12 protein-coding genes are annotated in these 19,677 nt (G+C 33.6%); 9 read left to right on the top strand and 3 right to left on the bottom strand.

Annotated features, from left to right (window positions below; all coding sequences use genetic code 11):
* Window positions 1–138 precede the first annotated feature (138 nt).
* From WA327_RS08735 to WA327_RS08710, 6 genes are all read left to right on the top strand, one after another.
* On the top strand, window positions 139–585 hold the full coding sequence (locus WA327_RS08735) for a MarR family transcriptional regulator (RefSeq protein ID WP_336068728.1): 447 nt from the start codon (window positions 139–141) through the stop codon (window positions 583–585).
* Between the two features lie 5 nt (window positions 586–590).
* Window positions 591–2,999 carry a 3-hydroxyacyl-CoA dehydrogenase NAD-binding domain-containing protein gene (locus WA327_RS08730; RefSeq protein ID WP_336068726.1) on the top strand — a complete coding sequence of 803 codons (2,409 nt, stop codon included), beginning with the start codon at window positions 591–593 and terminating at the stop codon, window positions 2,997–2,999.
* A 72-nt stretch (window positions 3,000–3,071) separates the two neighbouring features.
* Window positions 3,072–4,262 carry an acetyl-CoA C-acyltransferase gene (locus tag WA327_RS08725; protein WP_336068724.1) on the top strand — a complete coding sequence of 397 codons (1,191 nt, stop codon included), beginning with the start codon at window positions 3,072–3,074 and terminating at the stop codon, window positions 4,260–4,262.
* A gap of 37 nt (window positions 4,263–4,299) precedes the next feature.
* Window positions 4,300–4,653 (top strand): four helix bundle protein, encoded by a 354-nt coding sequence (locus WA327_RS08720; RefSeq protein WP_336068722.1) that lies wholly within the window; start codon window positions 4,300–4,302, stop codon window positions 4,651–4,653.
* Window positions 4,654–4,695: 42 nt separating this feature from the next.
* Window positions 4,696–6,504 (top strand): acyl-CoA dehydrogenase family protein, encoded by a 1,809-nt coding sequence (locus WA327_RS08715; RefSeq protein WP_336068719.1) that lies wholly within the window; start codon window positions 4,696–4,698, stop codon window positions 6,502–6,504.
* A gap of 95 nt (window positions 6,505–6,599) precedes the next feature.
* The gene (locus WA327_RS08710) at window positions 6,600–7,931 is read left to right on the top strand and encodes a M28 family metallopeptidase (protein WP_336068716.1); all 1,332 of its coding nucleotides are present in this window, start codon (window positions 6,600–6,602) and stop codon (window positions 7,929–7,931) included.
* A 40-nt stretch (window positions 7,932–7,971) separates the two neighbouring features.
* Here WA327_RS08710 and WA327_RS08705 read toward each other — a convergent pair whose 3' ends face one another.
* Window positions 7,972–9,777 (bottom strand): glycoside hydrolase family 15 protein, encoded by a 1,806-nt coding sequence (locus tag WA327_RS08705; protein WP_336068713.1) that lies wholly within the window; start codon window positions 9,775–9,777, stop codon window positions 7,972–7,974.
* Window positions 9,778–9,856: 79 nt separating this feature from the next.
* Here WA327_RS08705 and WA327_RS08700 point away from each other — a divergent pair, with 79 nt between their 5' ends.
* Both WA327_RS08700 and WA327_RS08695 read left to right on the top strand, forming a co-directional pair.
* Window positions 9,857–12,067, top strand: a complete 2,211-nt coding sequence (locus WA327_RS08700; RefSeq protein WP_336068711.1) for a bifunctional alpha,alpha-trehalose-phosphate synthase (UDP-forming)/trehalose-phosphatase — start codon at window positions 9,857–9,859, stop codon at window positions 12,065–12,067.
* Window positions 12,068–12,075: 8 nt separating this feature from the next.
* Window positions 12,076–13,719 (top strand): M1 family metallopeptidase, encoded by a 1,644-nt coding sequence (locus WA327_RS08695; RefSeq protein ID WP_336068709.1) that lies wholly within the window; start codon window positions 12,076–12,078, stop codon window positions 13,717–13,719.
* Window positions 13,720–13,756: 37 nt separating this feature from the next.
* Here the strand turns inward: WA327_RS08695 and WA327_RS08690 are convergent, their stop codons facing one another.
* Both WA327_RS08690 and WA327_RS08685 read right to left on the bottom strand, forming a co-directional pair.
* Window positions 13,757–15,223 (bottom strand): magnesium chelatase, encoded by a 1,467-nt coding sequence (locus WA327_RS08690; protein ID WP_336068706.1) that lies wholly within the window; start codon window positions 15,221–15,223, stop codon window positions 13,757–13,759.
* Between the two features lie 8 nt (window positions 15,224–15,231).
* Window positions 15,232–16,359, bottom strand: coding sequence for a VWA domain-containing protein (locus WA327_RS08685; RefSeq protein WP_106689098.1), 1,128 nt, complete (start codon window positions 16,357–16,359; stop codon window positions 15,232–15,234).
* Between the two features lie 99 nt (window positions 16,360–16,458).
* On the opposite strand from WA327_RS08685, the gene WA327_RS08680 reads away from it, so the two are divergent.
* A complete protein-coding gene (locus WA327_RS08680) occupies window positions 16,459–19,671 on the top strand; it encodes a VPS10 domain-containing protein (RefSeq protein WP_336068702.1) in 3,213 nt (1,070 codons plus the stop codon).
* Window positions 19,672–19,677 lie beyond the last annotated feature (6 nt).

Genomic DNA, 19,677 nt, shown 5'->3' with positions numbered 1-19,677 from the left:
TTAACGATTTCTCAAAAAAGCCATCTAATTTTTAGATGGCTTTTTTATTTATTAACAATAATTTTTCATAAATTTATTATGCATGCATAATAAATTTTACTATATTTGGAAACCTAGAAGACAATTACTACTGTAAGAATGAAAGACAGAACTATAGATTACATGCTCAGAACCACTTGGTTAGCTGTAAATAAAATGTATAACGAAGAAGCTGCAAAATTTGATACCTCTATGGCTACAGGGTTTACATTATTAAGTATAGATAAAGAAAACGGAACACCTTCAACATCTTTAGGACCTATAATGGGCATGGAAGCAACTAGTCTTTCAAGAATACTAAAACGTATGGAAGATTTAGGTTTAATAGAACGTAAACCTAACCCAAATGATGGTCGTGGTGTATTAATTTATCTAACCGATTTTGGTAAAGAAAAAAGAAAAGATGCTAAAGAACGTGTTTTAATATTTAATGAAACTGTAAGGAAGCACGTTTCAGAAGAGAAACTAAAACACTTCTATGAAGTGTCAGACACTATAAACGAGTTAATTTCTAATAAAAAAATATATACTAAAGAAACCATTTAATAAAAATGAGTAAACGTAGAATAAATAAAGTAGCCATTATTGGATCCGGAATTATGGGAAGCGGTATTGCTTGTCATTTCGCCAATATTGGTGTAGAAGTCTTATTATTAGACATTGTACCAAGAGAGTTAAACGATGCTGAAAAAGCTAAAGGTCTTACCCTTGATGATAAGGTAGTAAGAAACCGTATTGTTAATACAGCTTTAGCCACAGCGTTAAAATCTAAACCTTCACCAATTTATCATCAATCTTTTGCAAGTCGCATTACCACAGGTAATCTTGAAGACGATATTGCTAAAGTTGCCGATGTAGATTGGATTATGGAAGTTGTTGTAGAAAGACTTGACATTAAAAAGCAAGTATTTGAAAAACTAGAACAACACCGTACACCAGGTACTTTAATTACATCAAATACATCTGGTATTCCTATTAAGTTTATGAGCGAAGGACGTAGCGAAGATTTCCAAAAGCATTTTTGCGGAACGCACTTCTTTAATCCAGCGCGTTACTTAAAGTTATTCGAAGTAATTCCTGGACCTAAAACATCTCAAGACGTTTTAGACTTCTTAAACGGTTATGGGGAACAATTTTTAGGAAAAACATCTGTAATCGCTAAAGATACACCAGCATTTATTGGTAACCGTATTGGTATTTTTGGTATTCAATCGTTATTTCACCAAGTAAAAGAATTAGGATTGACCATAGAAGAAGTTGATAAATTAACGGGTCCTGTTATTGGTCGTCCAAAATCGGCAACTTTCCGTACGGTAGATGTTGTTGGATTAGACACTTTAGTACACGTTGCTAACGGAATTTACGACAACTGTCCTGATGACGAAGCACATGAGCTTTTCAAATTACCAGATTTTATCAATACCATGATGGAAAACAAGTGGTTAGGAAGCAAGACAGGACAAGGATTTTATAAAAAAGTAAAAGGAGATAATGGTAAAAGTGAAATTTTATCATTAGACTTAGATACATTAGACTATCGCTCTAAAAAAAGAGCCTCTTTCCCTACGCTTGAATTAACAAAAACTGTAGATAAAGTCATCGACCGTTTTCCAATTTTAGTAAAAGGAAAAGATAAAGCTGGCGAATTTTATCGCAAAAACTTTGCAGCAATGTTTGCTTACGTATCACATCGTATTCCTGAAATTTCAGACGAATTATATAAAATAGATGATGCTATGAAAGCTGGATTTGGTTGGGAACATGGTCCTTTCCAAATTTGGGATGCAATTGGTGTAGAAAAAGGTCTTGAAATCATGAAAGCTGAAGGAAAAGAACCTGCGGCTTGGGTAAATGATATGGTTGCTTCAGGTAACACATCGTTTTACACAGTAAAAGATGGAGCTACGTATTATTATGATATTGATAAGAAGGCACAAGAAAAAGTACCAGGACAAGATAGTTTCATCATATTAGATAACATCAGAAAATCTAACGAAGTATTTAAAAACTCTGGTGTAGTTGTTGAAGATTTAGGCGACGGAATTTTAAATGTAGAATTCCAATCTAAAATGAATACCATTGGTGGCGACGTACTAGCTGGATTAAACAAAGCAATAGACATTGCTGAAAAAGATTTTGCTGGTTTAGTTGTTGGTAACCAAGGAGCAAACTTCTCTGTTGGTGCAAACATCGGAATGATTTTTATGATGGCTGCAGAACAAGAGTATGACGAGCTTAACATGGCGATCAAATACTTCCAAGACACGATGATGCGCATGCGCTACTCGTCTATTCCTACTATTTCTGCACCACATGGCATGACGCTTGGTGGCGGATGTGAGTTATCACTTCATGCAGATAAAGTTGTTGCTGCTGCAGAAACTTATATGGGATTAGTTGAGTTTGGAGTTGGTGTAATTCCAGGTGGTGGCGGATCTAAAGAAATGGCTTTAAGAGCGCAAGACACTTTCAAAAAAGGTGACGTCGAGTTAAATACTCTTCAAGAGTATTTCTTAACTATTGGTATGGCAAAAGTATCAACTTCAGCTTACGAAGCATTTGATTTAGGTGTATTACAAAAAGGAAAAGATATTGTTGTTGTTAATAAAGACAGACAAATTGCTACAGCTAAAGCACAAGCTAAATTAATGGCAGATCAAGGCTACACGCAACCTGTAAAACGCAAAGACATAAAAGTACTTGGGAAACAAGCATTAGGTATGTTCTTAGTAGGAACAGACTCAATGGAAGCAAGCCACTACATTAGTGAACACGATCAAAAAATAGCTAACAAATTAGCTTACGTTATGGCTGGTGGCGATTTATCAGAACCAACTAAAGTAAGTGAACAATATTTATTAGATCTAGAACGCGAAGCATTTTTATCGCTTTGTACTGAAAGAAAAACATTAGAAAGAATTCAGCATATGTTGAAGACTGGAAAACCACTTAGAAATTAGAAAAAAGAAACAAGATGCAAGAAACAAGACATCTTGATTCTTGATTCTTGGCTCTAAAAATCAAAAGAAAAAATGAAACAAGCATATATAGTAAAAGCATACAGAACAGCAGTTGGTAAAGCACCACGAGGCGTGTTCCGTTTTAAAAGAGCAGACGAGTTAGGTGCAGAAGTGATTCAGCACATGATGAAAGAATTACCAAATCTTGACGTAAAACGTATTGACGACGTTATAGTTGGTAACGCTATGCCAGAAGGATCACAAGGTTTAAATATGGCACGTTTTATCTCATTAATCGGATTAAACAGTGTTGATGTTCCTGGTGTAACGGTTAACCGTTTTTGTTCTTCAGGAATAGAAACTATTGGTATTGCAACTGCCAAAATCCAAGCAGGAATGGCAGATTGTATTATTGCTGGTGGATCAGAAAGTATGAGTAGCGTACCAATGACAGGTTTTAAACCAGAACTTAATTACGATACTGTAAAAGATGGTCATGAAGATTATTATTGGGGAATGGGTAATACTGCAGAAGCAGTTGCTAACCAATTTAAAGTGTCGCGTCAAGATCAAGATGAATTTGCTTACAATTCACACATGAAAGCCCTAAAAGCTTTAGCTGAAGATCGTTTTCAAGACCAAATCGTTCCAATTGAAGTTGAAGAAACTTACATAAACGAAAATGGTAAAAAAGCAACAAAAACATATACTGTAAATAAAGACGAAGGTCCTCGTAAAGGTACAAACGTAGAAGCTTTATCTAAGCTACGTCCTGTTTTCGCTCAAGGCGGAAGTGTAACCGCAGGTAACTCATCTCAAATGAGTGATGGTGCTGCATTTGTCATGGTCATGAGTGAAGATATGGTAAAAGAATTAAACCTTGAACCTATCGCAAGACTAGTTAATTATGCTGCTGCTGGTGTAGAACCAAGAATTATGGGAATTGGACCAGTAAAAGCAATCCCGAAAGCATTAGACTTAGCTGGATTAAAGCAATCAGATTTAGAGTTAATTGAATTAAACGAAGCTTTTGCTTCTCAATCAATTGCAGTAATTAGAGAGTTAGGACTAAATCCAGACATTGTAAACGTTAATGGTGGCGCAATTGCATTAGGTCACCCATTAGGATGTACAGGTGCAAAACTATCAGTACAATTATTTGACGAAATGCGTAAACGCAACATGAAAGGTAAATATGGTGCTGTAACCATGTGCGTTGGTACTGGTCAAGGTGCTTGTGGAATTTTTGAATTTTTAAACTAGAGACAAGATTTTAAGAATCAAGAAACAAGACCTGAAGATGCATAATTTTAAAAAATTAAAAATTTGGAATGAAAGCATGAAATTAGTTTCTGAATCTTATAAAATTACTAGAATGTTCCCAAAATTTGAAACTTATGGATTAATGAGTCAAATGAATCGAAGTGCAGTTTCTATTCCTTCAAATATTTCAGAAGGTTCAAGTAAAAGCTCTGATAAGCATTTCAATATTTATTTAGAAAACAGCTTAGGTTCTGCTTTCGAATGGGAAACACAATTAAATGTAGCTTTCAATGAAAACTATATTACAGAAGAAAAATTTTTAGAATTAGAACAACAAATAAAACAAATACAAAAAATGATTTCGGGATTTCAATCTAGACTTGATTTATAAGTCTTGGATCTTGAATCTTGAATCTCTTAATCTTATAAAAATATGGCAGAAACAGAAAAAGACATCCTACGTGGCGGTCAATTCTTAGTAAAAGAAACAAACTGTGAAGATATTTTCACACCTGAAGATTTTTCAGAAGAACAACAAATGATGAAAGAATCGGTTAAAGAATTTAATGACCGAGAAATCATTCCTAACAAACCTCGTTTTGAAGCTAAAGACTTCGCGTTAACTGAAGAGGTTATGCGTAAAGCTGGAGATATGGGCTTTTTAAGTGTTGCTGTTCCTGAAGCTTACGGCGGAATGGGAATGGGATTTGTATCTACGGTATTAACTTGTGACTATATTTCTTCTGGCACAGGATCTTTTAGTACTGCTTTTGGTGCACACACAGGTATTGGTACAATGCCAATTACACTTTATGGTACCGAAGAACAAAAACAAAAATATGTGCCAAAATTAGCTTCTGGCGAATGGTTTGGTGCTTATTGTTTAACAGAACCTGGCGCTGGATCTGATGCTAATTCTGGAAAAACTACTGCAGAGCTTTCTACTGACGGAAAAACATACAAAATCAACGGACAGAAAATGTGGATTTCTAACGCAGGATTCTGTAACTTAATGATTGTTTTTGCTAGAATTGAAGAGGATAAAAACATTACTGGTTTTATTGTAGAATATGATAAAAACAATCCTAACGGAATCACTTTAGGTGAAGAAGAGCATAAATTAGGTATCCGTGCAAGTTCAACACGTCAAGTATTCTTTAACGATACTGAAGTTCCTGTAGAAAATATGTTAGCTGGTCGTGGAGAAGGTTTTAAAATTGCAATGAATGCCCTAAACGTTGGTCGTATCAAATTAGCTGCTGCTTGTTTAGATTCGCAAAGACGTATCACAACTACTGCTGTTCAATATGCAAACGAGCGTAAACAGTTTAAAACACCTATCGCAGATTTTGGTGCTATAAAAATTAAGTTAGCCGAAATGACAACTAACACGTACGTTGGAGAATCTGCAACTTACAGAGCTTCTAAAAACATCGAAGACCGTATTGCTTTACGTGTTGAAGCAGGAAACTCACACCAAGAAGCAGAACTTAAAGGTGTAGAAGAATACGCTATCGAGTGTTCTATTTTAAAAGTAGCTGTATCTGAAGACGTACAAAACTGTGCTGATGAAGGTATCCAAATTTTCGGAGGAATGGGATTCTCTGAAGAAACACCAATGGAAGCTGCTTGGAGAGACGCACGTATTGCACGTATCTATGAAGGAACAAACGAAATTAACCGTATGCTTTCTGTAGGTATGTTGGTTAAAAAAGCAATGAAAGGTCACGTAGATTTATTAGGTCCTGCAATGAAAGTTCAAGAAGAATTAATGGGTATTCCATCTTTTGATACACCAGATTATTCTGAGTTATTTTCTGAAGAAAAAGAAATGATTGCAAAACTTAAGAAAACCTTCTTAATGGTTGCTGGTGCTGCGGTGCAAAAATTTGGACCAGATCTAGAGCAACACCAACAATTACTAGTTGCTGCTGCAGATATTTTAATTGAAATCTACATGGCAGAATCTGCAATTTTACGTACAGAGAAAAACGCAAAACGTTTTGGTGAAGACGCACAATCTGCGCAAATCGCAATGTCTAAATTATACTTATATCACGCTGTAGAAACTATAGAGAAAAAAGGAAAAGAAAGCATTATTTCTTTCGCTGAAGGTGATGAACAACGTATGATGTTAATGGGACTTAAGCGTTTTACTAAGTACCAAAACTATCCAGATATTGTAGACTTACGCAATGAGATTGCCGAAAAAATAAAAGAAGAAAACAAATATTGTTTCTAAGAATTTAAGTGAGTTTTAGTTTTAATTTCGAAAAGGCTGATTCAAGTATTTGAATCAGCTTTTTTATTTTAGTATTTTAGAGAAAAATTAGAAAAATGAAAAGACTAATCATTCTCCCACTACTATTCTTTGCTTACATTTCGTTAGGTCAAACTAGCCAAAAGATTTATGATATTATCGATTCTGTTTCAGCAAAACGAATAGAGAAAGATACACAAACATTAGTAGATTTTGGAACAAGAAATACGTTTAGTGATACTATTTCTGATACTAGAGGAATTGGAGCCGCAAGACGTTGGATAAAATCTGAATTTGAATCAATTTCTAAAAACTGTAATAACTGTCTTGATGTTTTTTATCAAAAAGATTTCGTAACTAAAGAAGGTAATAATCGTGTACCACATGATGCTTGGGTTGTTAATGTTGTTGCTATTCAAAAAGGCACAAAATACCCAAATAGATATATTATAATGAGTGGAGACATAGACTCTAGAGCTAGTGATACTATGGACTTTACCACAGACGCTCCAGGAGCAAATGATAATGCATCTGGTATGGCAGGAACCATTGAAGCTGCAAGAGTCCTATCTAATTATCAATTTGAAAGCAGTATTGTTTATGTAGGTCTTTCTGGTGAAGAACAAGGTCTTTTTGGAGGTAGTGGTTTAGCTAAATATGCTAAAGAAAACAATTGGGATATTATTGGTATTCTTAACAATGACATGATAGGAAATATTAAAGGTGTTGATGGCGTAATAGACAATCGTACTTTTAGAATTTTTTCTGAACCTGTTCCTGCAAACGAAACAGAAAGAGAAAGACAACTTAGACGCTTTTATGGTGGTGAAGTTGACGGAATATCAAGACAATTGGCTAGATATGTACACAAAACGGTGAAGACATATATGCCAGAAATGAATCCTATGATGGTTTACAGATTAGACCGTTTTGGTCGTGGCGGACATCACAGACCTTTTAACGATTTAGGTTTTGCAGGAATTAGAATTATGGAAGCGCATGAAAATTATAATCAGCAACATCAAGATATACGTGAGGAAAACGGAATTAAATATGGTGATGTAATTGAACACGTTAATTTTGAATATGCTAAAAAACTAACTGCTGTTAACGCAATAAATATGGCTAGTTTAGCTTCTGCACCGCCAGCTCCAAAAAACGTTGCTATTGGTGGTATTGTAGAACCTTCTGCTAAATTTAAATGGGATAAAGTTGAAGGTGCTGTTGGCTATAAAATATATTGGAGAGACACAACTTCTCCTACTTGGGATTACAGTAGATATGTAGGTGATGTATCAGTATTTACTTTAGAAGGTATTGTTATAGACAACTTCTTTTTTGGGATTGCTGCTGTAGGAAAAGATGGTTTTGAAAGTCCCGTTGTTTTTCCTAATAAGGTATTTAGATAATAAAAAAGGACTTCAAATTTGAAGTCCTTTTTTTGTTTATTTAATTAGCTATACTACTTTTTACTTTTTCATCTGTTGTAACATTAGACAAGTTAATCGCTGTTTCAATTAAAGCTAAATGAGAATATGCTTGCGGGAAATTACCTAACAATCGTTTTGTTTTAAAGTCTATATCCTCACTAAACAATCCTAAATGATTACTGTAAGATAATAGTTTATCAAACATAGCTTTAGCTTTTTCCTCCTCGCCTATTTTATACAAACTGTTTATAAACCAGAACGTACAAATTGTAAATGATGATGATGGTAAACCAAAATCGTCTTTATTTTTATATCTATAAAGTAATCCGTCGTTACTTAACTCTCTTTCTATTGCGTTAACTGTGCTAACATATTTTGGGTCTTTAGCATCTATAAATCCATAAGGTTCCATTAATAATACAGACGCATCTAAATCTTCTACACCATAAGCTTGTGTAAATGCATTAGCAGTATCACTCCAAGCATTACTCATAATGTCATTTTTAATTTCTTCTTTAATAATTTTCCATTTATTTGCTTTATGGTATTTATTCAGTATTTCAGCAACTTTAATAGCACGATCTATAGCAACCCAACATAACACTTTAGAAAACGTAAAATGCCTATCCTCACCTCTAAATTCCCAAATTCCTTTATCTGGTTCTTTCCAGTGTTTGTTTACTACCCAAACAATTCCTTTAGTAATTGTCCAAAGTTCTTCGGTATTTTCTATGTCTAAAGAAAAAGACACAAATTGCTGATGGATTACATCCATTAAAATACCATAAATATCATTTTGTTTTTGCTTATAAGCAGCATTACCAACACGCACAGGTTTAGAATCTTTATAACCGCTTAAATGATCTAAACTATACTCGGTTAACTTTTTCTCCTTATTGATTCCATACATGATTTGCAGTTTTTCATCTTTATCAGGAATCAAATCGATAATAAAATTTAAGTAGCGTTTAGCCATATTTTTATGACCTAATTGTGATACTACTTTTATCACCATAGATGCATCTCTAATCCAGCAAAAACGGTAATCCCAGTTTCTTACTTCACCTATTGTTTCTGGTAAAGAAGTCGTTGCTGCTGCAAGTACAGCACCAGATTTATCGTAGGATAATAATTTTAATGTTAATGCACTGCGTAAAATTTGTGCGTTATACATATTATATTTTGGTGTTTTATCTATCCAATTTAACCAATATACTTTGGTACGTTGGTGATCTAGATAAATACTTTCTACTGTCGGATTAAAAATCTTTTCGTTGTAACCGACTAAAAAGTAACCGTCTTCGGTTAAAGTAATTTCTTTTTTATCTACAATTGCATTTTTATCAAATGACGTATATAAAAAAAGCGTATCAAACTTTTCACCATGAGTTAGGCTAGCTATAAAATCATCTTTTACGTAAATTTCTGTTTTACCTTTAGCATACTCTAATTTTGGGTTATAATCCACTGTAAATGTAGGTTTACCTGAAATATGTTTAAAATATCTTACTAATTCTGGTGGATAATAATAAGTTCCGTCTTGCTTATGAAATCTTGGCATAAAATCATGCACTTCAAAAACATCCATACCATTACTAAATCTAGTAACCAAGATATTTGTTTTATCAATGTAAAATTGATTAATTGTATAACTTTCATCTACATTAATAGAAAAGTGACCACCAATTTTTTCATCTAAAAGTTTAGCAAAAACAGATGACGAATCAAATTCTGGCAAGCAACACCAATCTACAGATCCTGTTTTTGATATTAATGCTGCACTTCTACAATTTCCTACAATTCCGTAATCTAAATTATTTCCCAAATCTTTTGTTTTATAATGTTTTCAATCAATTTTTCATTAAATTAACGAAAATCTTAACTTTAAACCAAAGCAAACCCTTATGAATAAAACAATTATTGTTTCTAATCGTCTTCCTTTACAAGTCAAAATTGAAAATAATACTTTAAACATAAAACCTAGTGTTGGCGGATTAGCTACAGGTTTAAAATCGGTTCATGAAGAAGGGAATGGTATTTGGATTGGTTGGTCAGGATTGACCGAAGAAGAGTTAAATAAAGACTTGTCTAATCAAGTTAATAAAGAAGTTACTAAAGCAAAATGTGCTACTGTACCGTTAACACAAGATGATGTAGACAATTTTTACTTCGGATTTAGCAACAAAACCCTTTGGCCTTTATTTCATTATTTTATGGAATATACCGAGTTTGACAACGACCAATGGGAAGCTTATAAAACCGTTAATCAAAAATTTGCAGATGTTGTTTTAGACAATATCGAAGATGGTGACACAGTTTGGGTACATGATTATCAATTGCTGTTACTGCCAAAGCTTATCAAAGACAAAAAACCAAATACGACCATTGGTTTCTTTTTACATATTCCTTATCCGTCTTATGAAATTTTTAGAACGTTTCCTTGGCGTGAAGAATTGCTGCACGGTATGCTTGGTGCCGATCTTTTAGGATTTCATACGTATGATTATGAGCGTCACTTTTTAAGTTCTGTAAAACGAATTTTAAGATTAGATGTTCAGTTTAACGAAATTTCATATTTAGATCGTGTTGTTAAGGTAGATTCATTCCCAATGGGAATAGATTACAAAAAATTTCATAACGCAGCGCTTTCTCATTTAAATCAATCAAATACTGAAAAATCCGAGCTTCAAAAACGATTAGACGATCATATTCAGGCTGGTCCAGACACCAAATTAATCTTGTCTATAGACCGTATGGATTACACCAAAGGTATTCCAAATCGTATTCGCGCTTTTGAATATTTCCTTAATAAATATCCGCAGTTTAAAGAAAAAGTAAGGTTGGTGATGTTGGCGGTTCCGTCGCGTTCTGATGTGCCTCAATATCAAAAATTGAAACGAGAAACAGACGAACTTGTTGGTCGTGTTAACGGAGAATTTTCTACCGTTAGTTGGACGCCAATCTGGTATTTTTATAGATCTATGCCTTTTGATAATTTAATAGACTTGTATACCTCATCACAAATTGCATTAATTACGCCAGTAAGAGATGGAATGAATCTTGTTGCTAAAGAATACGTTGCAACACGCGTTAACCAAGATGGTGTTTTGATTTTAAGTGAAATGGCTGGCGCATCTAAAGAAATGAACGAAGCATTACTTATTAATCCTAATAACTTCGAACAACTAGCTGATACTTTAAAACATGCTATTGAAATGCCTGCTGAAGAGCAATCTAAAAGAATAAAAATTCTTCAAAAACGTCTACAACGTTACAGCGTAGAAAAATGGGCAGATGAGTTTATGAAATCCTTAAACGACACCAAAAAAATAGGCAAGACAATTGTTGCTAAAAAAATGGATAAAGACCATCAAGCAACTATGATTTCAGATTTTAAAAAGGCTAAAAGAAAGCTATTATTCTTAGATTATGATGGCACTTTGGTTGGGTTTAAAGACAATCCTCAAGATGCTAAACCAGACGATAAATTAATACAACTTTTAGACCAATTAAATCAAACAGAACATACAGATGTGGTTATTGTTAGTGGTCGCGATCGCGAAACTTTTGAAGACTGGTTTGCAGACAAATCTTATAACCTAATCACAGACCACGGAGTATGGTTAAAGGCTAAAAACGACGATTGGCAAATGTTAGAAATCTTAAAAACTAACTGGATGGATAACATACAACCGATACTTCAAACCTTTGTAGATCGTACTCCAGGAACATTTATCGAACAAAAAAAATACTCGTTAGCTTGGCATTACCGCAAAGCCGATCCAGAATTAGCTCAAATAAGAACTATAGAATTAAATACAGTTTTAACACATTTAATATCTAACAACGATCTATCTGTTTTAAAAGGAAATAAAGTCATCGAAATTAAAAGTAGTAGCGTTAATAAAGGTCGTGCAACTTCACGCTGGTTAACAAAAGCTAATTACGATTTTGTGTTTGCTATTGGTGATGATTGGACAGACGAATTTATGTTTGAAGATTTACCAGAAAACACCTATTCTGTAAAAGTTGGCTTTAAAAAAACAAAAGCAAAATATTACGTAAAAGATACAGACAAAGTCAGAGATTTATTAGCTAATTTTACGCAACAATAATTTATTAAATGAAATCAATTTTCACCTTTGCTATTTGCTGTTTGGCATTTACAATATCTCACGCACAATTACTTCATAAAAAGAAAAATTTTACACGACAAGATACGCTGCGCGGAAGCATTACACCAGAGCGAGAATGGTGGGATTTATCATATTACCATTTGGATATAAAAGTAGAACCAGAAACCAAAACAATTTCGGGTAAAAACACCATTCAATACAAAGTGTTACAACCATATCAAGTCATGCAAATAGATTTGCAACCGCCTTTAGAGCTGACTAAAGTCACTCAAAATGGAGAACAACTTAATATTAAACATGATGGAAACGCTCATTTTGTCACACTTAAAAACACCCAAAAAATAGGAGAAGTAAATAGCGTCGTAGCCTATTACGAAGGTCAACCACGTGAAGCTGTTCGTGCACCTTGGGATGGCGGTATTTCTTGGAAAAAAGATAAAAATGGTAATCATTTTATAGCATCATCTTGTCAAGGACTTGGCGCAAGTGTTTGGTGGCCAAATAAAGATCACATGTATGATGAAGTAGATAGTATGTTGATTAGTGTTGAAGTCCCAAAAGGATTAACAGATGTATCCAACGGAAGACTAAGAAGCGTTGAAGAACATAAAAACACTACTACATTTAATTGGTTTGTAAATAACCCAATTAATAATTACGGAGTTAATATTAACATAGGTGATTACGCTAATTTCTCTGAAGTTTATGAAGGTGAAAAAGGCGATTTAGACATGAATTATTATATACTAAATTACAATCTAGACAAAGCCAAAACACACTTTACAGATGCTCCAAAAATGATGAAAGCTTTTGAGCATTGGTTTGGTCCGTATCCATTTTACGAAGATAGTTTTAAGCTAGTTGAAGTACCATATTTAGGCATGGAACATCAAAGTTCTGTTACCTACGGAAATCAATATTTAAAAGGATATTTAGGTAACGATCTGTCTGGTACAGGTTGGGGATTAAAATTTGATTTTATCATTATTCATGAAGCTGGACACGAATGGTTTGCTAACAATATTACAAATGTAGATATTGCAGACATGTGGATTCATGAGAGCTTTACAGCATATTCCGAAAGTTTATTTTTAGATTATTACTATGGTAAACAAGCAGCATCAGAATATGTAATTGGAACCAGAGGAAGCATACAAAACGACAGACCTATTATTGGACATTACAACGTAAATAATGAAGGCTCTGGAGACATGTATTACAAAGGTGCTAACATGCTTCATACCCTAAGAACTATGGTGAATGACGACGAAAAATGGCGTCAGATTTTGAGGACTTTAAATAAAAAATTCTATCATCAAACTGTTACAACACAGCAAATTGAGAATTTTTTAGCTGAAGAAACTGGTTTAGACCTAACAGGTTTCTTTAATCAATATTTACGCACGACTATAATTCCTGTGTTTGAGTATAAAATTGAAAACAAAACTCTGAAATTCAGATTTTCAAACACTGTAGAACATTTTAAAATACCTTTACTAATTAATATTGATGAAAAAGAACATTGGATCAATCCAACTAATGAATGGAAATCTATTAAAATCCCTTCAGCAAATTCTTCAATTAGTGTTAACAACAATTTTTATATAAAATCATTACAAATAAAGTCTTAGATAAAAAAAGCATCGTAATAACGATGCTTTTTTTTATTTACAAACCTTTAATAAAGCTTCCGTAAGGATCTTTAAATTGAATTCCTTTTGTAAATCTGTATTTACTCAATTGCTTATATTCTACTAAAGCCCAAAGCACAAACTCTTTCATAAAGTAGCTATCTTCTTTACTTAAATTTGATTGATGTTTTGCAATTAAATCATCTAAAGGTGAAACAGCTTCTAGTAACGATTTATATTCTTTATCTCTTAAATCATCCAGCAATTCAAAACCATCAGATTGGTTAAAAAACCAAGATATAATATCATCATATGGATCAACATCATCTTGTTTTTTAAGTTTTTCAATTTCAGGAAAGTATTGAATAAATAATGTTTTTACCGCTTCTCCAATTAAATTATAAGCCACATTTGCTGCGCCTTCTTGTTCGCCTTCATAAACCAATTCTACTTTACCAGTTATTGCAGGAATAATTCCTAAAAAATCAGATAAACGTACAGCAGTTTTCTCTTCATTGTTTTTTAATGCTCTTAGTTCGGCAGCACTTAATAAGTTTTCATAAGCTGTAATACTTAAACGTGCGCTCACTCCACTTTTTTCGTCTATAAAATCGCTATGTCTTGCTTCAAAAACTACTTGTTCTAAAACATCTTTTGCTAATTCTGGTACGTAAATAGCCTCTTGTTGTCTTATGTCCGATTTTGCTTCTTGCTGTGTAATGGTTTTTGCGGTTTCTATATCACTTGGATAGTGCGTTAATATTTGCGAGCCAATTCTATCCTTTAAAGGCGTTACAATACTTCCTCTGTTGGTATAATCTTCTGGATTTGCGGTAAACACAAATTGCATATCTAATGGCAATCTTAGTTTAAAACCACGAATTTGAATATCGCCTTCTTGTAAAATATTAAATAATGCCACTTGTATTCTGGCTTGTAAATCTGGTAATTCGTTAATCACGAAAATACAACGGTTAGCACGTGGAATCATTCCGTAGTGAATAACACGATCATCTGCATAACTTAATTTTAAATTGGCTGCTTTTATAGGATCAACATCACCAATAATATCTGCTACAGTAACATCTGGCGTTGCTAATTTTTCGGCAAAACGCTCGCTTCTATGTAACCAACTAATCGGTGTATCATCACCTTTTTCTTCAACTAATTGAATAGCGTATCTTGAAATGGGTTGTAACGGATCGTCATTAATCTCGCTACCTTCAACAACAGGAATGTATTCATCTAACAAAGTCAACATTAATCGTGCTAATCGTGTTTTTGCTTGACCACGTAATCCTAGCAAATTAATGTTATGTCTTGATAAAATGGCACGTTGTAATTCTGGAATTACTGTGTTTTCATAACCATGAACACCGTTAAAAATGGTTTCCTTATTTTTTATTTTTTCTATTAGATTATCTCTTAATTCATCTTTTATAGATTTTGGTTGATAACCAGATTTTTTTAGTTCTCCTAAAGTTGTTATGTTTTCTATTTTCATTTTAGCTTTTATCTTCTAATTCTTTTTTTTCTGTTGGTTTCGTAATCTTCAAAAATCATTTCCCCCAAACCTTTTAAACCTGTATAAAATGCTTTTCCTTGATTGGCTTGTGTAAATTCTCTTACAAATTGCATTAAATAACGGTCTTGAGCAATCATAAACGTTGTGATAGGGATATGTAATTTTCTGGCTTGTTGCGCCATAGCATAACACTTATTAGTAATGTATGGGTTTAGTCCGTTACTATCTTTATAATATGTACCATCAGGTAAGCGCAAGCAACTTGGTTTACCATCTGTAATCATAAAAATTTGCTTATTGGTGTTTCGTTTTCGTCTTAATAAATCCATTGCTAATTGCAAACCAGCAACTGTATTTGTGTGATACGGACCAACGTTTAAATACGGTAAATCTTTAATTTTTATTGGCCAAGCATCGTTACCAAAAACCAAAATATCTAAAGTGTCTTTTGGGTATCTAGTCGTTATTAATTCGGCTAACGCCATAGCCACTTTTTTAGCTGGCGTGATTCGGTCTTCACCATACAAAATCATACTGTGACTAATGTCTATCATTAATACCGTACTCATTTGTGATTTGTGGTTAGTTTCTTCTACAACCAAATCGTTTTCAGTAAGATTAAAATTACCTATACCATGATTGATTTGCGCATTTTTTAAGCTTTCAGTAACTGAAACTTTATCTAAGTTATCACCAAATTGGTATGCTCTAAAATCGCCAGTATGCTCGTCTCCTACTCCAATACTTTTGCTTTTGTGGTTTCCGCTACCGCTCTTTTTAATATTCCCAAAAATTTGCTCTAAAGCAGATTGTCTAATAGCTCTTTCGGTTTTAGCGGTAATGGCGTTACCTTTTTTTCCGTCAGGTTTAATTTCTTCTCTTATGTAACCTTTCTTTTTTAGGTCTTCTATAAAGTCGTCTATGGTATACTCTGCTGTGGTTAAGTTATACTCGTCGTCAAGTTGTCTTAACCAATCTATAGCTTCATCAAAATCACCAGAAGTATGTGTAATTAACTCTTTAAAAATTTCAAAAAGTTTTTCGAAAGGTGTTTGCGAAGGTGCTTCGTAGGGTTTAAAAACAAAGCCTTTTCTATGTGTTTTTTCGTTTTTCATTGCACTATAAAAATACAATAATTTAAAGTGAATTTAACCGCCTTAACAGCTTTTTAATAATTTGTTACTTAACTTTAAGGCTGACTAAATTGACTAATTATGAAAAAACTTTCCCTTTTACTGCTTTTAATGATTTCTTTTTCAGGTTTTTCACAAGAAATAAACTTGGATTTACTTAAAAATATGAAACCAAGAAATATTGGTCCTGGCGGAATGTCTGGTCGTGTAACTGCTATAGATGTTGTACATAAAAATCCAGACATAATGTATGTTGGTACAGCTTCAGGTGGACTTTGGAAATCTACTTCTGGCGGCATAAATTGGGAACCTATTTTTGAAAAAGAAGCGACTGCATCTATTGGTGCTGTGGCTATCCAACAATCAAATCCTAGCGTGATTTGGGTTGGAACTGGTGAAGGAAATCCTAGAAACAGTTTAAATGGCGGTTATGGTATTTATAAATCTTTAGACGCCGGAAAAACATGGCAACTTATGGGATTGGAAAAAACAAGACATATCCATCGCGTCATTGTAGACCCTACAAATCCTAATATTGTTTACGTAGCTGCTATTGGTAGTCCATGGGGAGAACATCCAGAACGTGGTGTTTTTAAAACTATTGATGGCGGAAAAACATGGAACAAAATCTTATTTGCTAATAATAAAACTGGTGCTGCAGATTTAGTAATGGATCCATCAAATCCTAACAAATTAATTGCTGCACTTTGGGAACATAAACGCGATCCTTGGTTCTTTAAATCTGGTGGAGAAGGTTCTGGTTTACACATTACCCATGATGGTGGAGAAACTTGGAAAAAAATAACCGACGAAGACGGTTTCCCTAAAGGCGAATTAGGTCGTATTGGTGTTGCGATTGCTAAAAATAAACCTAATGTTATTTATGCTTTAGTCGAAGCTAAAAAAAATGCACTTTATAAAAGTGAAGATGGTGGTTTTAAATGGAAAAAAATAAACGATAAATCTGATATTGGTAACAGACCTTTTTACTATTCTGAAATTTATGTTGATCCAGAAAATGAAAACCGTGTTTACTCTGTTTTCACCTATGTAAATGTAAGTGAAGATGGTGGTAAAAACTTTGATCAATTAATGCCAGCATATGGTTCTAGTAACGGTGTACATCCAGATCATCATGCATGGTGGATACATCCAGATAATGGTAATTTTATGATCGATGGTAATGATGGAGGATTGAATATTACTAAAGATGGCGGAAAAAATTGGCGCTTTATTGGCAACTTACCTGTGGCGCAATTTTATCATATTAATGTAGATAACGAGTTTCCTTATAACGTTTATGGCGGAATGCAAGATAATGGATCATGGCGCGGACCAGCTTATGTATGGAAAGCACAAGGTATTCGTAACAGTTATTGGCAAGAAATAAGTTTTGGAGATGGTTTTGATGTTATTCCTGATAGAGATAACTCACAATATGGATGGACCATGAGTCAACAAGGATATGTAAGTCGTTACGACTGGAAAACAGGTAATAATTATACTGTACAACCAACACATCCAGATAAAGATGTAAGACTTCGTTTTAATTGGAATGCTGCCATAAATATCGATCCCTTTGATAATAGCACGATTTATTTTGGTAGTCAGTTTGTACATAAATCTACTGACAAAGGTTTAACATGGGAAGTAATTTCACCAGACTTAACCACTAATGACCCAGAAAAATTAAAACAACACGAAAGTGGTGGTTTAACGATGGATGCAACAGGTGCAGAAAACCATTGTACAATATTAGTTATAGAACCGTCTCCTGTAGAAAAAGATGTATTTTGGGTTGGTACTGACGATGGTAAAGTGCATATCACACAAAATGGTGGAGCCACTTACGACGACGTATCTAATAACTTACCTGATTTACCTAAAGGAAGTTGGATTGCACAGATAAAAGCAAGTAACAAAAATAAAGGTGAAGCATTGCTAGTAGCAAACGATTATAGACGTTTTAACTATACTCCTTATGCTTACAGAACTAAAAACTACGGAAAAACTTGGCAACGTATTGTAGACCAAAACGATGTAAAAAGTTATGCTCTTGCTATAATTGAAGATTTAGAAGAACCAAACCTTATGTTTTTAGGAACAGATGAAGGTTTATACATGTCGATAGATGCCGGAAACCAATGGACCAAATGGACTAATAACTTCCCTACTACATCTGTAAAAGATTTGGTAATTCATCCTCGTGAACATGATTTAGTCATTGGTACTTTTGGTCGCGCTGCATGGGTTTTAGACGATATTAGACCGTTAAGAGCAATTGCAAAAAATAAAAACACTCTAACAGAAACCATAACTTTATTTAATCCTCCAACTGCTTATCAAGCTGCTTACCAACAACCAACAGGAAGTCGTTTTGGTGCAGATGCTATGTTTAATGGCGAAAATCGTGGTAGCGGCGCACGTTTTAGCTACTTCATTAATCCAAAAGATATTAAAAAAGAAAACGATAAAGACGAAGAAAACAATGATGAAGCTGAAGAAGATAGTCTAGAAACTGAAAATAAAGAAGACATCAAATGGGATTCTATTTCACTAAAAATCTATGACAACAACAAGCTAATTAGGACTTTAAAACAAAAAGCGCCAAAAGAAAAAGGCTTACAAAAATGGACGTGGTATATGGATGAAAAAGGTGTAGACAGACCTTCGCGTTCAACAAGAAAAAGAAAAAGTGAACCTAGCGGAGTTGATGTAAAACCTGGTACTTATAAGGCAGTTTTAGAATATGGCGATCAAACTTCAGAAACAACAATCACCGTAAAATCTGACCCTAGATTAGAGGTTTCAACAACACATATCAATGAAGTCTATACTACTTTAAAGCAATTAGAACAAATGCAACAAGTAGCTGCAGATGCCACAAAACAACTCGCTGAAAGTAAAGCATTAGCCGAAAAATATAAAAAAGAACTTACAGATAAAGATAAATATGAAGATGAAATAAAAGCATCTAAAGACATCATTAAAAAAATAGATGAAATTTTAGATATTTATCTTGGTAAGCAAGATAAAAGACAAGGTATAACAATGACTTTAGACGTAAGTATAACAGACAGATTAAGTACTGCAAGATGGTACGTAAGCTCACGAAAAACAGGAGTTACAGACACAGAAAGAACTTTAATCTCTCATGTGAAAACAGATTTAGAAGCAGCTTTACAAACAACAAATTCATTTTTTGAAGACAACTTTAAACCTTATTATCAAAACATGCAAACTATAAATATGACTAAATCTTTAGAGAATATCAAAAACTTTAATTTAGACTAAAAGTTC

This window comes from Mesoflavibacter sp. CH_XMU1404-2 (genome assembly GCF_037029465.1).
In the GTDB taxonomy this organism is placed as follows: Bacteria; Bacteroidota; Bacteroidia; order Flavobacteriales; family Flavobacteriaceae; genus Mesoflavibacter.
Note: the sequence above shows the minus strand (reverse complement) of the source record. Positions and strands in the feature narration are given on the sequence as shown.